General features: G+C 71.5%; 13 protein-coding genes and 1 pseudogene. 5 read left to right on the forward strand and 9 right to left on the reverse strand.

Annotation, left to right across the window (positions count from 1 at the left end; genetic code table 11):
- Positions 1 to 291: hypothetical protein (locus tag KBY19_RS32845; protein ID WP_210967293.1), on the forward strand; the 291-nt coding region annotated here is incomplete at its 5' end.
- 158 nt (positions 292 to 449) lie between these two features.
- Here KBY19_RS32845 and KBY19_RS32850 read toward each other — a convergent pair.
- The 4 genes and pseudogenes from KBY19_RS32850 to uvrB form a co-directional block, all read right to left on the reverse strand.
- Positions 450 to 1,442 carry a TerC family protein gene (locus tag KBY19_RS32850; RefSeq protein ID WP_210967294.1) on the reverse strand — a complete coding sequence of 331 codons (993 nt, stop codon included), beginning with the start codon at positions 1,440 to 1,442 and terminating at the stop codon, positions 450 to 452.
- 282 nt (positions 1,443 to 1,724) lie between these two features.
- Positions 1,725 to 3,709, reverse strand: a pseudogene (locus KBY19_RS32855) (TerD family protein).
- 51 nt (positions 3,710 to 3,760) lie between these two features.
- Positions 3,761 to 4,339, reverse strand: a complete 579-nt coding sequence (locus tag KBY19_RS32860) for a TerD family protein (protein ID WP_099886387.1) — start codon at positions 4,337 to 4,339, stop codon at positions 3,761 to 3,763.
- A 145-nt stretch (positions 4,340 to 4,484) separates the two neighbouring features.
- Entirely contained in the window at positions 4,485 to 6,611 is a 2,127-nt protein-coding gene (gene uvrB, locus KBY19_RS32865; protein ID WP_099886388.1) for an excinuclease ABC subunit UvrB, read from the reverse strand.
- A 205-nt stretch (positions 6,612 to 6,816) separates the two neighbouring features.
- Between uvrB and KBY19_RS32870 the strand changes: the two genes are divergently transcribed.
- The 3 genes from KBY19_RS32870 to KBY19_RS32880 all read left to right on the forward strand — a co-directional run bounded on the left by KBY19_RS32870 (position 6,817) and on the right by KBY19_RS32880 (position 10,091).
- Positions 6,817 to 7,899 (forward strand): glycerophosphodiester phosphodiesterase family protein, encoded by a 1,083-nt coding sequence (locus KBY19_RS32870; protein WP_210967295.1) that lies wholly within the window; start codon positions 6,817 to 6,819, stop codon positions 7,897 to 7,899.
- A gap of 69 nt (positions 7,900 to 7,968) precedes the next feature.
- Positions 7,969 to 8,529 carry a methylated-DNA--[protein]-cysteine S-methyltransferase gene (locus tag KBY19_RS32875; RefSeq protein ID WP_099879494.1) on the forward strand — a complete coding sequence of 187 codons (561 nt, stop codon included), beginning with the start codon at positions 7,969 to 7,971 and terminating at the stop codon, positions 8,527 to 8,529.
- A 269-nt stretch (positions 8,530 to 8,798) separates the two neighbouring features.
- Positions 8,799 to 10,091: an MFS transporter gene (locus KBY19_RS32880; protein ID WP_307843685.1), complete on the forward strand. Its 1,293-nt coding sequence runs from the start codon at positions 8,799 to 8,801 to the stop codon at positions 10,089 to 10,091.
- A 114-nt stretch (positions 10,092 to 10,205) separates the two neighbouring features.
- On the opposite strand, the gene KBY19_RS32885 is transcribed toward KBY19_RS32880, so the two are convergent.
- The 4 genes from KBY19_RS32885 to KBY19_RS32900 all read right to left on the reverse strand — a co-directional run bounded on the left by KBY19_RS32885 (position 10,206) and on the right by KBY19_RS32900 (position 13,997).
- A complete protein-coding gene (locus KBY19_RS32885; protein WP_210967296.1) occupies positions 10,206 to 10,988 on the reverse strand; it encodes a PIG-L deacetylase family protein in 783 nt (260 codons plus the stop codon).
- A 198-nt stretch (positions 10,989 to 11,186) separates the two neighbouring features.
- The gene (locus KBY19_RS32890; RefSeq protein WP_099879498.1) at positions 11,187 to 11,660 is read right to left on the reverse strand and encodes a type II toxin-antitoxin system PemK/MazF family toxin; all 474 of its coding nucleotides are present in this window, start codon (positions 11,658 to 11,660) and stop codon (positions 11,187 to 11,189) included.
- Between the two features lie 183 nt (positions 11,661 to 11,843).
- Positions 11,844 to 12,581: a hypothetical protein gene (locus KBY19_RS32895; RefSeq protein WP_099879500.1), complete on the reverse strand. Its 738-nt coding sequence runs from the start codon at positions 12,579 to 12,581 to the stop codon at positions 11,844 to 11,846.
- 522 nt (positions 12,582 to 13,103) lie between these two features.
- Positions 13,104 to 13,997: a LysR family transcriptional regulator gene (locus KBY19_RS32900; protein ID WP_210967297.1), complete on the reverse strand. Its 894-nt coding sequence runs from the start codon at positions 13,995 to 13,997 to the stop codon at positions 13,104 to 13,106.
- A 137-nt stretch (positions 13,998 to 14,134) separates the two neighbouring features.
- Between KBY19_RS32900 and KBY19_RS32905 the strand changes: the two genes are divergently transcribed.
- Positions 14,135 to 14,962, forward strand: a complete 828-nt coding sequence (locus KBY19_RS32905) for an oxidoreductase (protein ID WP_210967298.1) — start codon at positions 14,135 to 14,137, stop codon at positions 14,960 to 14,962.
- A 100-nt stretch (positions 14,963 to 15,062) separates the two neighbouring features.
- Here the strand turns inward: KBY19_RS32905 and KBY19_RS37385 are convergent.
- Positions 15,063 to 16,246, reverse strand: a 1,184-nt coding sequence (locus tag KBY19_RS37385) for an SWIM zinc finger family protein (protein ID WP_282107147.1), incomplete at its 5' end; no start/stop codon positions are given.

Here is a 16,246-nt window from a genome sequence, read left to right on the forward strand (position 1 = left end):
CTGCTGGAGGCGCCCGAACAGCTCACGGTGGGCGGCAGGGCCACGGCGTCGGCGACGGTGGAGCAGGGCAGCGGACCGACCGCGCGCCGGGTCCCGGTCGGCTGGCCGGTGAGCGCGGACTGGCCGGGCTCACCCGGACTGTGTGTGAAGGGCACCGTGCCCCGCGGGCGCTGTGTCGCCTCCTACGATCCGGCGAACGGCACCCTCACCGGACGCCGGCCCGGCACGGTCACCCTCGCCGTCGTCGTCAACGGGGAACGCGCCGAGCAGAAGGTGACCGTCGGTCGGTGACCTGCCGACCGCCGGAGGCGAGCACCTGCGGGAGGGCGGGCAGCTGAGCCGGATCCCGGCCCCGCCCCCTACCGGAAGGAGTGGTGGGGCGGAGCCGGGAGACCGGACCGGGCCGACGTCGAGGTCGGCCCGGGAGGCGGACGAGTCGCGGCCGGGACTCAGGAGTCGGCGTGGGCCCGCTTGTCCTCGTCGGCGTTCTCGGCAGCCCGTGCCTGCTTCCGGGAGGCCATCAGCGAGGTGATCGTGGTGACGATCAGCACGGCGCAGATGACACCCAGCGAGACCGGGATGCTGATTTCCGGCACATGCACCCCGGTCTCGTGCAGGGCGTGCAGCACCAGCTTGACGCCGATGAAGCCGAGGATGACCGAGAGCCCGTAGGACAGGTGCACCAGCTTCTGCAGCAGCCCGCCGATCAGGAAGTACAGCTGCCGCAGGCCCATCAGGGCGAAGGCGTTCGCGGTGAAGACGATGTACGGGTCCTGGGTGAGGCCGAAGATCGCGGGGATGGAGTCCAGCGCGAAGAGCACATCGGTGGTGCCGATCGCGAGCATCACGATCAGCATCGGCGTCATCAGCCGCTTGCCGTTCTCGACCACGAACAGCTTGGTGCCGTGGTACTTGTCCGTCGAGGGGAAGCGGCGCTCGACCGCCTTGAGCAGCCGGTTCTCCTCGAACTCCTCCTCGTCACCGGAACGGGCCTCCTGGATGAGCTTCCACGCCGTCCAGATGAGGAAGGCGCCGAAGATGAAGAAGACCCAGGAGAAGGTCGAGATGATCGCGGCGCCCGCCGCGATGAAGATGCCGCGCAGCACCAGTGCGACCAGCACACCCACCATCAGCACCCGCTGCTGGTAGATGGACGGCACCGCGAACTTCGCCATGATCAGGACGAAGACGAAAAGGTTGTCGACGCTGAGCGACTTCTCGGTGATGAAGCCCGCGAAGAACTCACCGGACGCCTGACCGCCCCCGAACAGGAAGAGGCCGATTCCGAAGAGCACGGCGAGGATGACCCAGACGGTCGTCCAGATGCCCGCCTCCTTGAGGGAGACATCGTGCGGCTTGCGGCCGCCTATGAAGAAGTCCACCGCGATGAGGGCGCACAGACCGACGATGGTCAGCGCCCAGGTGGTCATGGAAACGTCCACGAGCATGTCCTCCGGCTTGCATTCGAGCATGGGCCGGAGGTCTCTTCCACCCGGGAACGCCGCCCACAGCGGACCGGGCCGGCACCCCGGGACCGTCCTGTCCGATCCGTACTGACGGGGCCGCCGCGTGGCTGGGAATACTCCCCTCCGTTGATGAGAGAGTAAAGTAATCCCATGAAAAGGTAAAGTGCGGGATCTGGAAGGCCCCAGGTGCTGGGTCGCACAGAACCGCACACACGGCCTTCGGGGGCGGCACGGGCCCCGGACGAGACCGGGGCGGAGTCAGCCCTCCAACGAGTGCCGGGCGGCCACGACGCGCCGCAGTACCTGCGGTACGACCTGGCTGCCGCTGGGCGCCAGCGGCGGCTCGTACGTCCAGGCGTGGCCCACCCACGGGTCGGCGAGATGGTCGTCGGGCACCGGCGTCAGCCGCAGCAGCGAGCGCCACAGCGGGTCCAGAACCGGCCCGTAGCCGCGCGCCTCCTCCCGGTCGGCGACCATCAGCAGACCGACCCCGACCGAGGGACCCTCGTCCGCGAGGTAGCGCAACTGGTTGACGGCGCGGTCGTCGAAGCCGTGCGGAAAGTCGTGGACGATCAGCAACTGGTCAGCCAGATCGAGGTCGGGCGGGAGCGCGTCGGTGGCCTGGTTGCGTACCGCCATCTGTACGAGATCGACCCGTCGGGTCAGCCGCTCCAGGGTGCGCGCCACCCCCGAGGCACCCGCGGCGGGCGCCTCCCGCAGCACGCCGGACTCCACCAGCGGCAGCAGCGCCCCGGCCGCCGAGCCCGCCGGGTCGATGACCTGGAGCGTCAGCCCGTCGGCGGGGTGCACGGCGACGATACGGGCAGCCAGCGCCGTCGCGGTCAGCTGCGCGAGACGGCGCAGCTCGTCCCCGTCCACCGGACCGGCCTCGCCGCCCCGGAGCCGTCCGCTGTCGATCCACAGCCCCCGCTCCAGCGGCAGCCGCACCAGCATGGGGATACGCAGCCCGGCGCGCTCCGGGAGGCTCAGATCACCCACCCGGAGGGCCATGGGGGGCTCGGCGGGCGGCTCGTACGCCTGCCAGACAGGGTTGTCCCAGCGGGCCAGCGCGGGCGGCAGCGCCGGCTCGACCACCTCCGACTCGGCTTCGAGCTGGGCCATGTCCCGCTCCAGCACCGCACGGGCCTGCTCCACGAGGGCGCTGTACCTGGCCTGGGCCTCGGCGCGGGCGGTCTCCACCGCGGAACCGACCCGGGCCCGCGGGTCGTCGAGCACACTGTCGAGTTCGCGCTCCATCCGGGAGTCGGCGAAGTCGACGGCCGACCGGTAGGCCGCGACGCTGCGGGCCAGGTCCTCGAACATGCCCCACACCTGGTTGTACAGCCGCTCCTCCATCGACCAGCCGGGGGCGTCCCCGGCCACGGGCCCGGCCGCCGGCCGGGAGCCGTCCGCCGCCCCGCCCTGCGGCGGCACCGTGCCGGGCCGCGCGGCGGGCGACGGGGCCGACGGCGGGGTGGACGCGGCGCGGCGCGGGTGGCGGTAGTCGATCGGGCCGCCACCCGAGGTGGCCCCGACGGCGTCCGGGCCCCCGGGCTGCTGGGCGCCGGCTGCCCGGACCGGGCGGCCGGGCGATTGCCCGGTGCCGACGCCGAGGTGGGTCGCTCCGCCTCCGGGCGGTTGCCCGGCGCATGCCGGGTCGGCCGGTCGGGTGCGGGCGCGACCGAACGGGCCATTCCGGCGGCCACCGCCTCGTTGATGGTGTCGGCGAGCGTGTGCGCCTCGGCCAGTCCCTGGTCCGCGAGCATCGCGGCGAGCCCGCCCGCGTACCCCTGCCCGACGGCCCGCACCTTCCAGGTGCCCTGCCGCAGATACAGCTCCAGGGCGACCACGGCGGACTCGGCGCTCAGCCCCGTGACCGTATAGCTGGCGATCTGCTCCCCGTCCAGGCCGGTGACGGCGAGGAAGGGCGCGGCGAGCCCGGCGAAGTCGGCCGGGGCGCCCGGTCCGGTCGGCAGGGCCAGCAGGACGTTCACCCGGTGAACGTCCTCCCGGAGCGCGTCCAGATCGACGGCGAGGTGGTGCACGGCCGCCGCCTGGCGGGAGACCTCCACCCCCGGCAGTTGCGGTGCGGCCGGATGGGCTATCCACCCCGCGTCGCGCATCCGCCCCTGTGCGTCGTTGAGCGTCGCCCCCGCGACCACCGGGGTGCCTGCCGAGACCCGGATCTCCACCCGGGCCCCGGGCAGCGGGTGGTTCTGCCCCCGGACCAGCTCGGCCGTCATCGTCGTGCCTCTCCCCTGTGGCTCGTCACACCTACGGCAGAACCCGGGCCCTCACAGCTTGGGCAGGATCGTGGGCATCAGGTCCTGGAAGGTACGGCCGTTGGCGGGCTCGCCGAGGGCGGTCATCTGCCAGCCGCTGCCCTGCCGGTGGACCTTGGCCATGATCTGCGCGGTGTACTGGCCGCCGCCGGTGAGGGTGTAGCGGGCCATCTCCTGGCCGTTCGTCTCGTCGACGAGGCGGCAGAAGGCGTTCTCCACCTCGGCGAAGGTCTGGCCGGTGAACGAGTTGACCGTGAAGACGATCTGGTCGATGTGGACGGGGACGCGCTGCAGATCCACCAGGATCGCCTCGTCGTCGCCGCCCTGCCCGGCGCCGCCCACCAGGTTGTCACCGGTGTGCTTGACCGAGCCGTCGTCGCTCACCAGGTGGCGGAAGAAGACCACGTCGACCGGCTGCTTGTCGGCGAAGAGCACTGCCGACGCGTCGAGGTCGATCTCCTTGGTGCGCTTGCCGAAGAGCCCCCGACGCTGAGCGGCCTGCCAGCCCAGGCCCATGCGGACCGCCGTGAGCGTGGCCCCGTCGCTCTTCTGCAGGCTGATTCCCTGGCCCTTGGACAAGTTGACCGACACGTGCGTCCCCTCTCTGAACCGGGGCCGCCACCGGCCGACGGCCACCAGGCACAGCACCCTACGCAAGGGCACCGACAGCCTGGGCCGCCGCCCATGACTTGTGTCGGTCTTGCAACACTCCACCCGGCGGACGCGCCGCAGAGCGCTATTTGAGTCCCGCCTCCTTCATCTGCCGCAGCTCCTTCTTCAGCTCGCCCACCTCGTCGCGCAGCCGTGCGGCCACCTCGAACTGGAGCTCGGCCGCGGCTGCCCGCATCCGCTCGGTCAGATCCTCGATGGTCTGGGCGAGCTCGGCGGCGGGCCGGTCGGTCAGCTCGCCGGCTCCGGCGCCCTTGGCGGTCCGGCTCTTCGCGGGGGTGGGCGCCTTGCCCTTGGCCGCCGCCTTGCCGCCCTCGTCCCGCCGGCGGTAGCCCGTCTCCAGCAGCGCCTCGGTGTCGATCTGCTCCCGTGCGATGTCCGCGACGATGTCGCCGATCTTCTTCCGCAGCGGCTCGGGGTCGATGCCGTGTTCCTCGTTGTAGGCGATCTGCTTCTCGCGGCGCCGGTTGGTCTCCTCGATCGCCCGCTGCATACCGGGGGTGACCTGGTCCGCGTACATGTGCACCTGACCGGAGACGTTGCGCGCCGCGCGGCCGATCGTCTGGATCAAGGAGGTGCCCGAGCGCAGGAAGCCCTCCTTGTCGGCGTCCAGGATGGCCACCAGGGAGACCTCGGGCAGGTCAAGCCCCTCACGCAGCAGGTTGATGCCCACCAGCACGTCGTACTCGCCCGAGCGCAGCTCGCGCAGCAGTTCGATCCGGCGCAGGGTGTCCACGTCGCTGTGCAGATAGCGGACCCGGATGCCCAGCTCGAGGAAGTAGTCCGTCAGGTCCTCGGCCATCTTCTTGGTGAGCGTGGTGACCAGCACCCGCTCGTCCCGCTCCTCGCGCAGCCGGATCTCGTGCACCAGGTCGTCGATCTGGCCGTCGGTGGGCTTGACGACCACCTCCGGGTCGATCAACCCGGTGGGGCGGATGACCTGCTCCACATAGCCGTCGGAGCGGGCCAGCTCGTACGGGCCCGGCGTCGCCGACAGATAGACCGTCTGGTCGATGCGCTCCAGGAACTCCTCCCACTTCAGGGGGCGGTTGTCCAGCGCGGAGGGCAGCCGGAAGCCGTGGTCGATCAGTGTGCGCTTGCGGGCCGCGTCGCCCTCGTACATCGCACCGATCTGCGGGACCGTCTGATGCGACTCGTCGATGACCAGCAGGAAGTCGTCCGGGAAGTAGTCCAGCAGGGTGTGCGGCGCCGAGCCGGGGTCACGGCCGTCGATGTGCCGCGAGTAGTTCTCGATGCCGGAGCAGGTGCCGATCTGGCGCATCATCTCGATGTCGTACGTGGTGCGCATCCGCAGCCGCTGTGCCTCCAGCAGCTTGCCCTGCTTCTCCATCGTGGCCAGCGTCTCGGCCAGCTCCGCCTCGATGGCGCCGATGGCCCGCTCCATGCGCTCGGGTCCGGCCACATAGTGGGAGGCGGGGAAGACGTACAGCTCTTGGTCGTCCGAGATCACCTCGCCGGTGAGCGGGTGGAGGGTGGAGAGGGCCTCGATCTCGTCACCGAACATCTCGATGCGGACGGCGAGCTCCTCGTAGACCGGGAAGATCTCGATGGTGTCGCCGCGGACCCGGAAGGTGCCACGGGTGAACGCCATGTCGTTGCGGGTGTACTGCACATCCACGAAGCGGCGCAGCAACTCGTCCCTGTCGACCTCCTGGCCGACCTTCAGCTTCACCATGCGGTCCACGTACTCCTGCGGGGTGCCCAGGCCGTAGATGCAGGAGACGGAGGCGACCACGACCACGTCACGCCGGGTGAGCAGCGAGTTCGTCGCACTGTGGCGCAGACGTTCGACCTCCTCGTTGATCGAGGAGTCCTTCTCGATGTAGGTGTCCGTCTGCGGGACGTAGGCCTCGGGCTGGTAGTAGTCGTAGTAGGAGACGAAGTACTCGACCGCGTTGTTCGGCAACAGCTCGCGGAACTCGTTGGCCAGCTGGGCCGCCAGGGTCTTGTTCGGCGCCATCACCAGCGTCGGACGCTGGAGCTTCTCGATCATCCACGCCGTGGTGGCCGACTTGCCGGTGCCCGTGGCACCCAGCAGCACGACATCCTTCTCACCTGCGGTGACCCGCTGTGCGAGCTCCGCGATGGCGGTCGGCTGGTCGCCGCTGGGCTGATAGGGGCTGACGACCTCGAAGGGCGCCACCTTGCGTTCGATCTCGGTGTTGGGCCGCATGTCCACCACGGTACGACTCACCACTGACAGCGGGCTCCGGTGCGCAAACTACCCCCCACTGGCAGATAGCTGCCAATTTCTTCCGGCGCAGGTCAGCGGCTTGGCTACCCCTCATTCAGCTCTACGCCACTTTGTCCCCGCTTGTTTGTATTGCGCATCGGGAACTGTTTCGGCAGTCCGTGCAGGCACAAGCGAGGAGTCCCGCATGTCGATACGCCCGCTGACCGCTACCGCCGCAGGTGCGCTGCTGGGTATAAGCGCGCTCTTCCTCACCGCCGCGCCGACCGCTGCAGCCTCGGAACGCCCGGCGAGACAGACGCCGGAGCCGGTCGTAGACTTCTCCGGCTTTCCCTCCGGCCTCTTCAACGAGGACCCCGACCCCGAGTCGCAGTCGCAGCCGCGGCCCCAGTCGAAACCGCAGTCGAACCCCCAGTCGAAACCCCAGTCCCAGTCCCTGTCTGCGTCGCAGTCCCCGTCCGACGTGAGAAAACCACACAAGGCGCCCCTCACTGTGGCGCACCGGGGAGCATCCGGTTACGCGCCGGAGAACACGCTGGCCGCGGTGGACAAGGCGCACGAGCTGGGCATCGAGTGGGTCGAGAACGATGTGCAGCGCACCAAGGACGGCAAGCTGATCGTCATCCACGACACCACGCTCTCCCGCACCACGGACGTCGAGAAGCACTTCCCGGACCGCAGCCCGTGGAAGGTCTCCGACTTCACCCTCAAGGAGATCAGGACCCTGGACGCGGGCAGCTGGTTCGGCAGCCAGTACAAGGGCGAGAAGATCCCGACCCTGGACGAGTTCCTCGGCCGGCTCGACCGGAACGGGCAGGAACTCCTGCTGGAGCTGAAGTCGCCCGGCCTCTACCCCGGCATCGAGCGCGACACCCTCGACGAGCTGAGGCAACAGGGCTGGCTGGACCGTCGGCACACCCGCAGCAAGCTCATCATCCAAAGCTTCGACAAGGCGTCGATCGAGCAGGTGCACCGGCAGTCGCCCGAGGTGAAGACGGGCTTCCTGGGGACTCCCAAAACCGGCGACCTGAAGGAATACGCCAAGTTCACCGACCAGATCAACCCCACCTACACGGACGCCACCAAGGAGTACGTGGACGCCGTCCACGCGCTCAAGGGCCCGCACAACAAGCCGTTGGAGGTCTTCACCTGGACGGTGAACGACGCCGACACCGCCCGTAAGGTCGCCGACGCGGGTGTGGACGGCATCATCTCCAACAAGCCCGACGTGGTCAGCGACGCCGTGCAGCAGCCGGCACCCACGCGCTGAGCCCTCCCCCGGGGAGGCGCCGGACGGCTGCCACCGGGGATTGTCGGTGGGAGCCTCTAGGGTTCCGATATGACTGACACCCCGGTGCGGCCGACGGCCTGGACCCTGCGGGAGACGCCCATCGGGCCGCTGCTGCTCGCGGCCACCGAGAAGGGCCTGGTCAACGTCGTCTTCCACGCGAGAGGACGCACGCTGGACCGGGCCCTCTCCCAGCTCTCCGCACGTCTGGGCAGCGAGCCGCTGCCCGCCGAGCACCCTGACGCGCCCTCCGGGCACCTCGCGGCGACCGGTGCCGCGCTCGACCGCTATTTCGCGGGCTCCCCCGTCTCGGTCGACGTCCCGCTGGACTGGTCGCTGACGGGCGGCTTCAACGAGCGCGTGCTGCGCGAACTGGCGGCCCATGTGCCGTACGGGACGACGGTCGGCTATCAGGACCTCGCGCTGCGCGTGGGCGACCCGGGCGCCGCACGCGCGGTCGGTGTGGCGATGGGCGCCAACCCGCTGCCCGTCGTGGTGCCCTGTCACCGCGTGCTGGAGAGCTCCGGCGCGATAGGCGGCTTCGGCGGCGGCCTCGAAACCAAGCGCGCCCTTCTCGCCCTGGAGGGCCTTCTGCCGCAGCCCCTGTTCTGACCCGCCCCGAGGCCGCCACAAGTCCGTGGTGGCGAAGGGCGCGCGGTGTCAGACTGCGCGGCGTGACTGACATTCGTGACACGGCCGACGGTGGTGACACACCGGGGGACATAGCCGGGGACCCGGCGGGGGACGCGGGACGCGCAGCGGGGGAGGCAGCAGCGGAAGCAGCGACGGAAACAGCCCCGGGCACGGCAAGGCGATCGGCCGGGAAGGCGGTCGGCGGACTGCCGCACGGCGCTCCCGGCGGGCCACAAGAACAGCTCCCGGTGCTCGGGGGGACGGATCTGCGGGCCGTGCGGCGGCGCGTGCGGCTGGCCCTGGTCCTCAGCCAGATCCTCGGCGGCCTGGGGGTCTCCACCGCGGTCGCGCTCGCGGCCGTGCTGGCCGAGGAGATCGGGGGCTCGGAGGCCGTGGCCGGTCTGGCGTCCACCTCCTCCGTCGTCGGGACGGCACTGCTGTCGCTGCCGTTCGCGGCCCTGATGGCACGCCGCGGCCGGCGCGTCGGACTGACCTCCGCGTACGCGGTGGCCGCCGTCGGCGGGCTCGTGGTGGTGGCGGGAGCCGCGATGCGGAACTTCCCCCTGCTGCTGGTGGGCATGGCCGCCTTCGGCGCCAGTAACACCGCCAACCTCCAGGCGCGCTTCGCCGCCGCCGACCTCGCCGAGCCGCTGCACCGGGCGCGAGCCATCTCCACGGTCGTGTGGGCGACCACCATCGGCGCCGTGCTGGGTCCGAACATCGCGGCGCCGGCCGGGCAGAGCGTGGCCGGCCTCGGTGTGCCCGAAGCAGCGGGCCCCTTCCTGTGGGGCACCGGGGTGTTCCTGGCGGCCGGGGTGCTGCTGCACCTGCTGCTGCGGCCCGACCCGCTGCTGACGGCCCGTGCCCTGGCCCGGGCCGAACAAAACGGCGCCGCGAACAACACCCTGGACGACGCCCCGGAAGCGCGCACTCGAGAGGCGGAGGAGGACGGCGACGGACGGTCGCTGCGGGCCGGGCTGGCCGCGGTGGCGGCCTCGGCGCATGCCAGGGTCGCCCTCGCCGCGATAGCGGGCTCGCACACGGTGATGGTCTCCGTCATGGTGATGACCCCCGTCGACCTGGGCGGACACGGCGCCGGGGTGGAGCTGATCGGGCTCGTCATCAGCGGTCACATCGCCGGCATGTACGCGTTCTCGCCCGTGGTGGGCTGGCTCGCGGACCGGATCGGCCGGTTCAGCGTGATCCTGAGCGGGGTGGCCCTGCTGGGGTGCGCCACCGCACTGGCCGGGACGGCGAACGGGAACCACGCGCAGTCCGCCGCCGGACTGTTCCTGCTGGGCCTGGGCTGGTCGGCGGGGCTGGTCGCCGGCTCCGCGCTGCTGACCGACTCCATCCCGCAGCATGCCCGCGCCGCCGTGCAGGGCTTCTCGGACATGATCATGAACTCTGCCGCCGGTGTCGGTGCCGCGCTCTCCGGTCTCGTCGTCGCCCAGGCGGGTTACGGCTGGCTCAACCTGCTGGCTGCCGCGCTGCTCGTTCCGGTGGCCGTGCTGACGGTGGCCGTCGCGGTACGGCGCTGACCGGACGGCAGGGAACGGCCGGCCCCGCCACCCCGTCCGCGGACGCCCCTCTCCGCGCCGCCACGGCGGAGAGGGGCCCGGTACCGTCGCCTGCCGCCCACGCAGCGGAGCGGATCAGCGGGCGTGGAGCTCGAAGGCGACCGAGCGGCGGCCACCGTTCTGACGGCCGTACAGGTCGAGGCCTCCGTAGACGATCGAACGCGCGTACTCTTCGGGGTCCTCGTCGGTCAGCGCCTCGATGTAGGAGCGGTGCTCCAACAGCGAGGCGAGCCCCTTGCGGGCCGCCTCCTCCCCCACCGACACCGCGTGGGTGACGGCCGGCGAGGCGGCGACGGCCACCCACCGCACCCCGCCCCAGGGCAGGACGCCGTCCTTCTCCAGCTGGTCGCTGAAGATCCACCGGTTGCCCGCGTCCCCTACGGCGTCGAGGACGGAACGGCCCAGTGCGCGGTGGTCGGGGGTGTTCCAGGGGCTGCCGGGACCAGCACCCCAGGTGTCGTGGTGGTTGATGGTGAGAACCAGTTCGGGCCGGTGCCTGCGGATCACCGCCGCGATGTCCCTGCGCAGACCCGGGCCCTCCTCCAGAACACCGTCGCGATGGTCGAGGAACTCCACCTCGGACACCCCTACGACCGCCGCACTGGCGCGCTGTTCGGCCTCGCGTACGCGTGCGGCCTCGGCGGGCTCCATGGTGTCGATGCCCGCCTCGCCCCGGGTGGCCAGCAGATAGGTGACGTCCTTGCCCTGCGCCGTCCACTCGGCGACCGCGGCGGCAGCGCCGTACTCCAGGTCGTCCGGGTGTGCGACAACTGCCAGCGCCCGGGTCCAGTCCTCGGGCATCGCCGCCAACTGCGAAGCCGCTCCGTGCTCCTCCGTGCTCTGCGCTGTGGCCGACATTCCGTTCCGCCTTTCGTCGCGTGCGCCCCCGTTGGCGCTGAACAACGGTGCAACACCCGTGCTGCGGCCAGCTGTTCCCCTGTTCCCCGCAGCCCGGGACTTGCGGCCTTTCAGCTTTTCAGCTTTGCGGCTTCTTCGCCCGCAGGCTCCGCGGCACGTCGGCCTGTCGTTGGTGGGCTGTTGCTTGATGGGGCCGGCTCAGCGCCAGCCGTGCACCTGCTGGAGGCGGTGCACCACTGCGTTGAAGCGTGCCCGGTCCAGGGCGCACGCTTCGCGCCGCATACCGTCGGGGTGCACCCGCAACACCCGATCGAGCCCCACCCACGACTCCCGCCCCTCCCGGTCCCAGGGGCCGGAACCCAGCGGCATCCACTCCTGGCCGCCGTCCCTGGCCCTGGAGGTGAGCTGTACGGCCAGGACAGGCGACCCGTCACGGTGACCCTCCTGCGCGACGACCAGCACCGGCCGGTCCTTGCCCCGGCCGTCGGCCTCCTCGTAGGGCACCCACGTCCATACGATCTCTCCGGGGTCAGGGTCGCCGTCCGGATCGGGTGCGTATGTCATACGCACCGCCCCGACCGCACGCGGATCCACCTCGACCGTCGCGGTCGCCCCCTCCCTGCCGGGAAACCGCTCGTACTCCTCGTCCCGCTGACCGACCGGCTGACTCATGGTCTCAAGCTATCGGCCACCGACCGGCGTTGATCCCGGGGGCCGCGCAGGGCGCCAGCTCACGCCGATGGTGTCGGTCCCGGCCGTCGTCACGACAGCGTCGCGGACACACCGACGGCGCCGCGTCGGAAGAACGCGGCGCCGTGCGAAGGGGTCAGCCGGTCGGCGAGCAGCCGGCGAGCATCACCCGTACGGGTTGCTGCGGGGGTCGGCGGGGGCACCGCCCTGCTGCTGACCCGGATCGCCGTAGTACTGGCCGGGCTGCGGCTGGTACTGCTGGGGCGGGGCCGCCGGGGCACCGGGAGCCTGCGGGGCGTTGTACTGCTGGCCGGGCTGGGGCTGCTGGGGTTGCTGCGGCTGCTGGTAGCCGCCGGGGGCCTGGGGCTGGGCATAGGGCTGGCCCTGCGGCTGGCCCTGCGGGGGCTGAGGCGCGTAGCCCTGCTGGGGCTGGGCCGGGGGAGCGTAGCCCTGCTGCGGCGCGTACCCCTGCGGAGCGCCCTGCCGGCCCGGAGCGCCGCCGACGACGGCGAGCAGTTCCTCCAACTCGTTGCGCCACATGCGGTGGACGTTGATGCGCACCGGCTTGGCCTCGCCCGGCAGCGCCATGTGGTAGAAGCTCCACAGCGGGTTGAGCTGGATCTCGCCGAAGAGGGAGCGTGCCTGGTCGCGCGGGATGGCGTGCACGATCTCCTTCGGCCGCTGCGAGAAACGGGACATCCGCTGCACCAGGAGGGCCTGTTCGGTGACCGTGATGAAGTAGTACTTGATCAGGAACTGGCCGATCAGACCGAGGAAACCGACGCTCAGCCACGGGGTCGGACCCGCGACCGCTCCGACCGAGACCAGCGGCCGGTCCCCGGGCGCCTGTTGGGCAATGGCCTCGGCCACCTGCTTCTTCATCGTCGCCTTACGAAAGGCCATCGGACCGCTCCTCGCTCCGTTCGCCGCGTTGTACGGCGCTGTCTGTGCGTTCGGCGCAGAGTACTCGCCAGAGGTGACAGAACGCCCGACCGGGGCCACAGGCCTGTAACACGAGGGCCGGCGTGTACCCACCCAGTGGGCCAAGAAGGGTCAACAAGCGGTCATGTCCGGTCAAAACCTGTTCAGCGACCCCCCACTCATCTCCCAGCCCCCGTACGGGACTTGGCACCGCCCGACGCTCGGCCGCAAGTCCGGACAGGTTCCCGACACGTTAGAGCCGTGATGACGGTCACAGTGGTGCCCGCAGCGCCTGACAGGTACTGCACACGGAAGAGTTGGGGACGGTCTCGGACATCGCACGTGCGGCTGATGGCGACGCGCAGATCATCCGGGCCGTACAAGGCACGAGGATCACGAACGCCTCGGCCTGACCAAACGCCTCGTGTGCGCGGCGCGGGTGGACGCCCGGGCGCCGGCGCCGTCCGGCAGTTCACCGCTGTCCCCTCCAACCGGTCGGGGAGATCACAGACCGGCCACACCGGCCGCCGCCCGCAGATAGGCGTGGACGGGCAGGCGGTCGTCCTCCACGCGGCAGGCGACCGCCAGTCGGCTCGGGGAGAGCCCGAGGACCTCGCGCGTCACCACACCGCCCCGCACCAGCAGCGGTGCGTTTCCGCGCGCCAACAGGCACACGCCCTGTCCGCCGACGAGGGCTTCGTAGGTCTCCTCGGAACTGCTGACCTCTGTGCCGATGACCGGCTCCCTGCCGTCGCGGGCATCCGTGGCGAGCCAGTAGTCGCGCAACGGCCCCGCGCTCTTCGGCAGGGCGAGGAACGGCTCGTCGAACAGGTCCGCGAAGTCGACGGCCGCGCGCCGGGCCAGACGGTGGGTCTCGGGCAAGGCCACCAGCCGCGGCTCCTGTGCCACCACGGTCCAGCGGTAGCGCTCCGGCTCGGGCAGCGGCAGCCAGACGAAGGCCACATCGCTGGTGCCGTCGGCCAGCCCCGCCGTGGAGTCGTCCCAGCTGAACTGCCGGACGGTCAGCAGCGCTTCGGGGTGCTCGGCCGTGACACGCGACCGGATGGCGGGCAGCAGGCCACCGCGCCCGGGGCTGGTGCTCATACCGATCAGCAGGCCCGCCTGCTGCGCCGCCTTGACGGCCTCCACCGCATCCCGGCCCGCCTGCCACTCGGCCAGCCCTCGCTGGGCGTAGGGCAGCAGGACGGCACCGGCACGCGTCAGCGTCACGGACCGCCGGTCCCGCTCGAAGAGGGGAGTGCCGAGCGTCCGCTCCAGCATGCGGATCTGTTTGCTCAAAGCGGGCTGTGAGACGAACAAACGCTCAGCGGCCCGGGTGAAATGCAGTTCCTCCGCCACGGCGACGAAGTAGCGCAGATCCCGACCGTGCACATCCATAACCGTTGGCTATCACGAAAGGTCTTGGACGCGCGCCGGAATTGCCCAGAGGCTTGCTTCCCATCAGCCCCTCCCCCGGCCAACCGGAACGCAGCCGGGACGGGGCACGTCGAGCGCGGAAGAGAGACGGAGAACCGATGAGCAGAGTGTGGCTGGTGACGGGCGCCAACAGCGGGTTCGGGCGGGCGATCACCGAGGCGGCCGTGGCCGCGGGTGACATCGTCGTGGCGGCGGTCCGCCGCACCTCGACGCTGGACGATCTGGTCGCCGCGCACCCCGACCAGGTGGATCCCGTCCAGATGGATGTCACCGACGGCGAGCGGGCAGCGTCCGTCGCCGCCGAGGCGATAGCCCGGCACGGCCGGATCGACGTCCTGGTCAACAACGCCGGACGCACCCACGTCGGCGCCCTGGAGGAGACCACCGAGGCCGAACTGCGTGCCCTGTTCGACGTCCACCTCTTCGGCCCCGCCGCCCTCGTCCGTGCCGTCCTGCCGCACATGCGAGAACGTCGCTCGGGCGCCATCGTGCAGCTCAGCAGCATGGGTGGTCAGCTCTCCTTCGCCGGCTTCGGTGCGTACAGCGCCACGAAGTTCGCACTGGAGGGGATGTCCGAGGCGCTGGCCGACGAGGTGGCGCCGTACGGGATCAAGGTGCTGATCGTCGAACCCGGCTCGTTCCGCACCGGCCTGTTCAGCGCCGGCACCGCCAGCGAGGAGACGGGACCGTACGCGGACACCGTCGGGGCCACCCGCCGCATGATCGAGTCCAGCAACGGCCTGCAGCCCGGCGATCCGGCCAAGGCAGCCGCCGCGATCCGCACCGCGCTCGACGCCGACCGGACTCCCCTGCATCTTCCGCTGGGTGACGACGCCGTGGACGCCGTCCTCGGCCATCTCGACCGTGTCCGCACGGAGGTCGAGGGCTGGGAGAAGGTCACCCGCGACACGGCGCTCGACGCGTAACTCTCCCTGGAGACGGGCCGGGCCAGCGCGTATCGGAGCCGGCACGACGCCTCCAAAAGGACCGGACGCTACGCGGCCGACTCGGGCGGGCCCTGAGCGGTCAGTGCTCCCGGAGCCCGGTGAGAGCCTGCACCGGATCGGCCGCGGAGGGGCCTTCCGGCCACCAGTCGGGGGCGTCCGGTTGCCCGGCCTCCTCGGGGCCCGCCCGGTAGGGATACCAGCGGCCGTCCCGCCCGTACCGGAGTTGGACGGGACGGGCGGCGTGGGTGAGGTGGTTGCGGTGAATGGTCATCGCGATGCCCAGGGACGCCAGGGCGCTGCGCCCGCGGTCGAAGTCGCCCGCGGGCGGGTCCCAGGCCGCTTCCAGCACCGCGAGCCCCGCCGGACCGCCCTGGCGCCAGGCCGCGGCGGCCCGGGCCAGCTCCAGCGCGTCCCGGCCCGCCGACCGCGCCAGACCGGCGAAGAGCGAGGAGAGGGTACGGCGCCCGGTCAGCTGCGGGTGCGTGGCCGCGAGACGGATGGTGTCGTGCCAGAGCGAGAGCTCGGAGAGCGGGTCGGCGCCTCCCTGACCGCCGCCTCCCTCGCCGCCGCCGTGCTCGCCTCCGTCCCCTTCCCCACCGTCGCCCTGTGCCGCCGGGACCGCCGCGAGGGCGAGCCGGGCCCGAGTGGCCGCGTCGGTCGCCAGGAACGTGAGAGCGTCGGCACTGGGCGCGCCCGGCAGGTCGGGGTAGACGACCGACTCGGCCGCAACGTCCGGCAGCGGCAGCGGCTCGGGCAGGGGCGGCCGTACGGGGGTGGCGAACACCTCCGCCGCGGGCACGGTGCTGTGCGGCTGCTGCCGCTCGGGCAGCAGGGCGGCCACCTTTTCGCCACTCCGGCCGTGCGGGGTCTCGGAGCCGACGGCGGGCTCGGGGCGCACCCCTTCGGGCGCTCCAGGGACGCCGGAGCCGGCCGGCGCCGCCGGAGCGGCACTCGCCTGCCGCGCGCTCCTGCGGGCCACTTCCTCCCGTACGGCATCCGCTCCCCGGCCGCGCACCAGCAGCAGTGCCCACGGGTCGGCGTCCAGCAGCCGGCCGGTCTCGTAACCGAGCGCCGCCGCGTGCTTGCACGGGTGCCCCTGATCCGGGCAGCTGCAGGCGGGGACGAGCTCTCCCGCGTCGGGGAGGAGACGCACACCCGCCGACCGCGCCGCGGCCACCACGCCGGGCGGTATCTCCCCGTCCAGCAGCGCCGCCGCAGCCACCGGGCGGGCCGCGACCGCCGCCAGGAAGGTGTCCCACTCCT

The organism is Streptomyces sp. B15, assembly GCF_018070605.1.
Taxonomy (GTDB): Bacteria; Actinomycetota; Actinomycetes; order Streptomycetales; family Streptomycetaceae; genus Streptomyces; species Streptomyces smyrnaeus.

Excerpts from the sequence above, each read along its gene's own strand:
- KBY19_RS32885 (WP_210967296.1), bottom strand. The coding sequence starts at position 10,988 with ATGTCGGCCACAGCGCAGAGCACGGAGGAGCACGGAGCGGCTTCGCAG.
- uvrB (WP_099886388.1), bottom strand. The coding sequence starts at position 6,611 with ATGCGGCCCAACACCGAGATCGAACGCAAGGTGGCGCCCTTCGAGGTC.
- KBY19_RS32905 (WP_210967298.1), top strand. The coding sequence starts at position 14,135 with ATGAGCAGAGTGTGGCTGGTGACGGGCGCCAACAGCGGGTTCGGGCGG.
- KBY19_RS32890 (WP_099879498.1), bottom strand. The coding sequence starts at position 11,660 with ATGAGTCAGCCGGTCGGTCAGCGGGACGAGGAGTACGAGCGGTTTCCC.
- KBY19_RS32875 (WP_099879494.1), top strand. The coding sequence starts at position 7,969 with ATGACTGACACCCCGGTGCGGCCGACGGCCTGGACCCTGCGGGAGACG.
- KBY19_RS32870 (WP_210967295.1), top strand. The coding sequence starts at position 6,817 with ATGTCGATACGCCCGCTGACCGCTACCGCCGCAGGTGCGCTGCTGGGT.
- KBY19_RS32900 (WP_210967297.1), bottom strand. The coding sequence starts at position 13,997 with ATGGATGTGCACGGTCGGGATCTGCGCTACTTCGTCGCCGTGGCGGAG.
- KBY19_RS32895 (WP_099879500.1), bottom strand. The coding sequence starts at position 12,581 with ATGGCCTTTCGTAAGGCGACGATGAAGAAGCAGGTGGCCGAGGCCATT.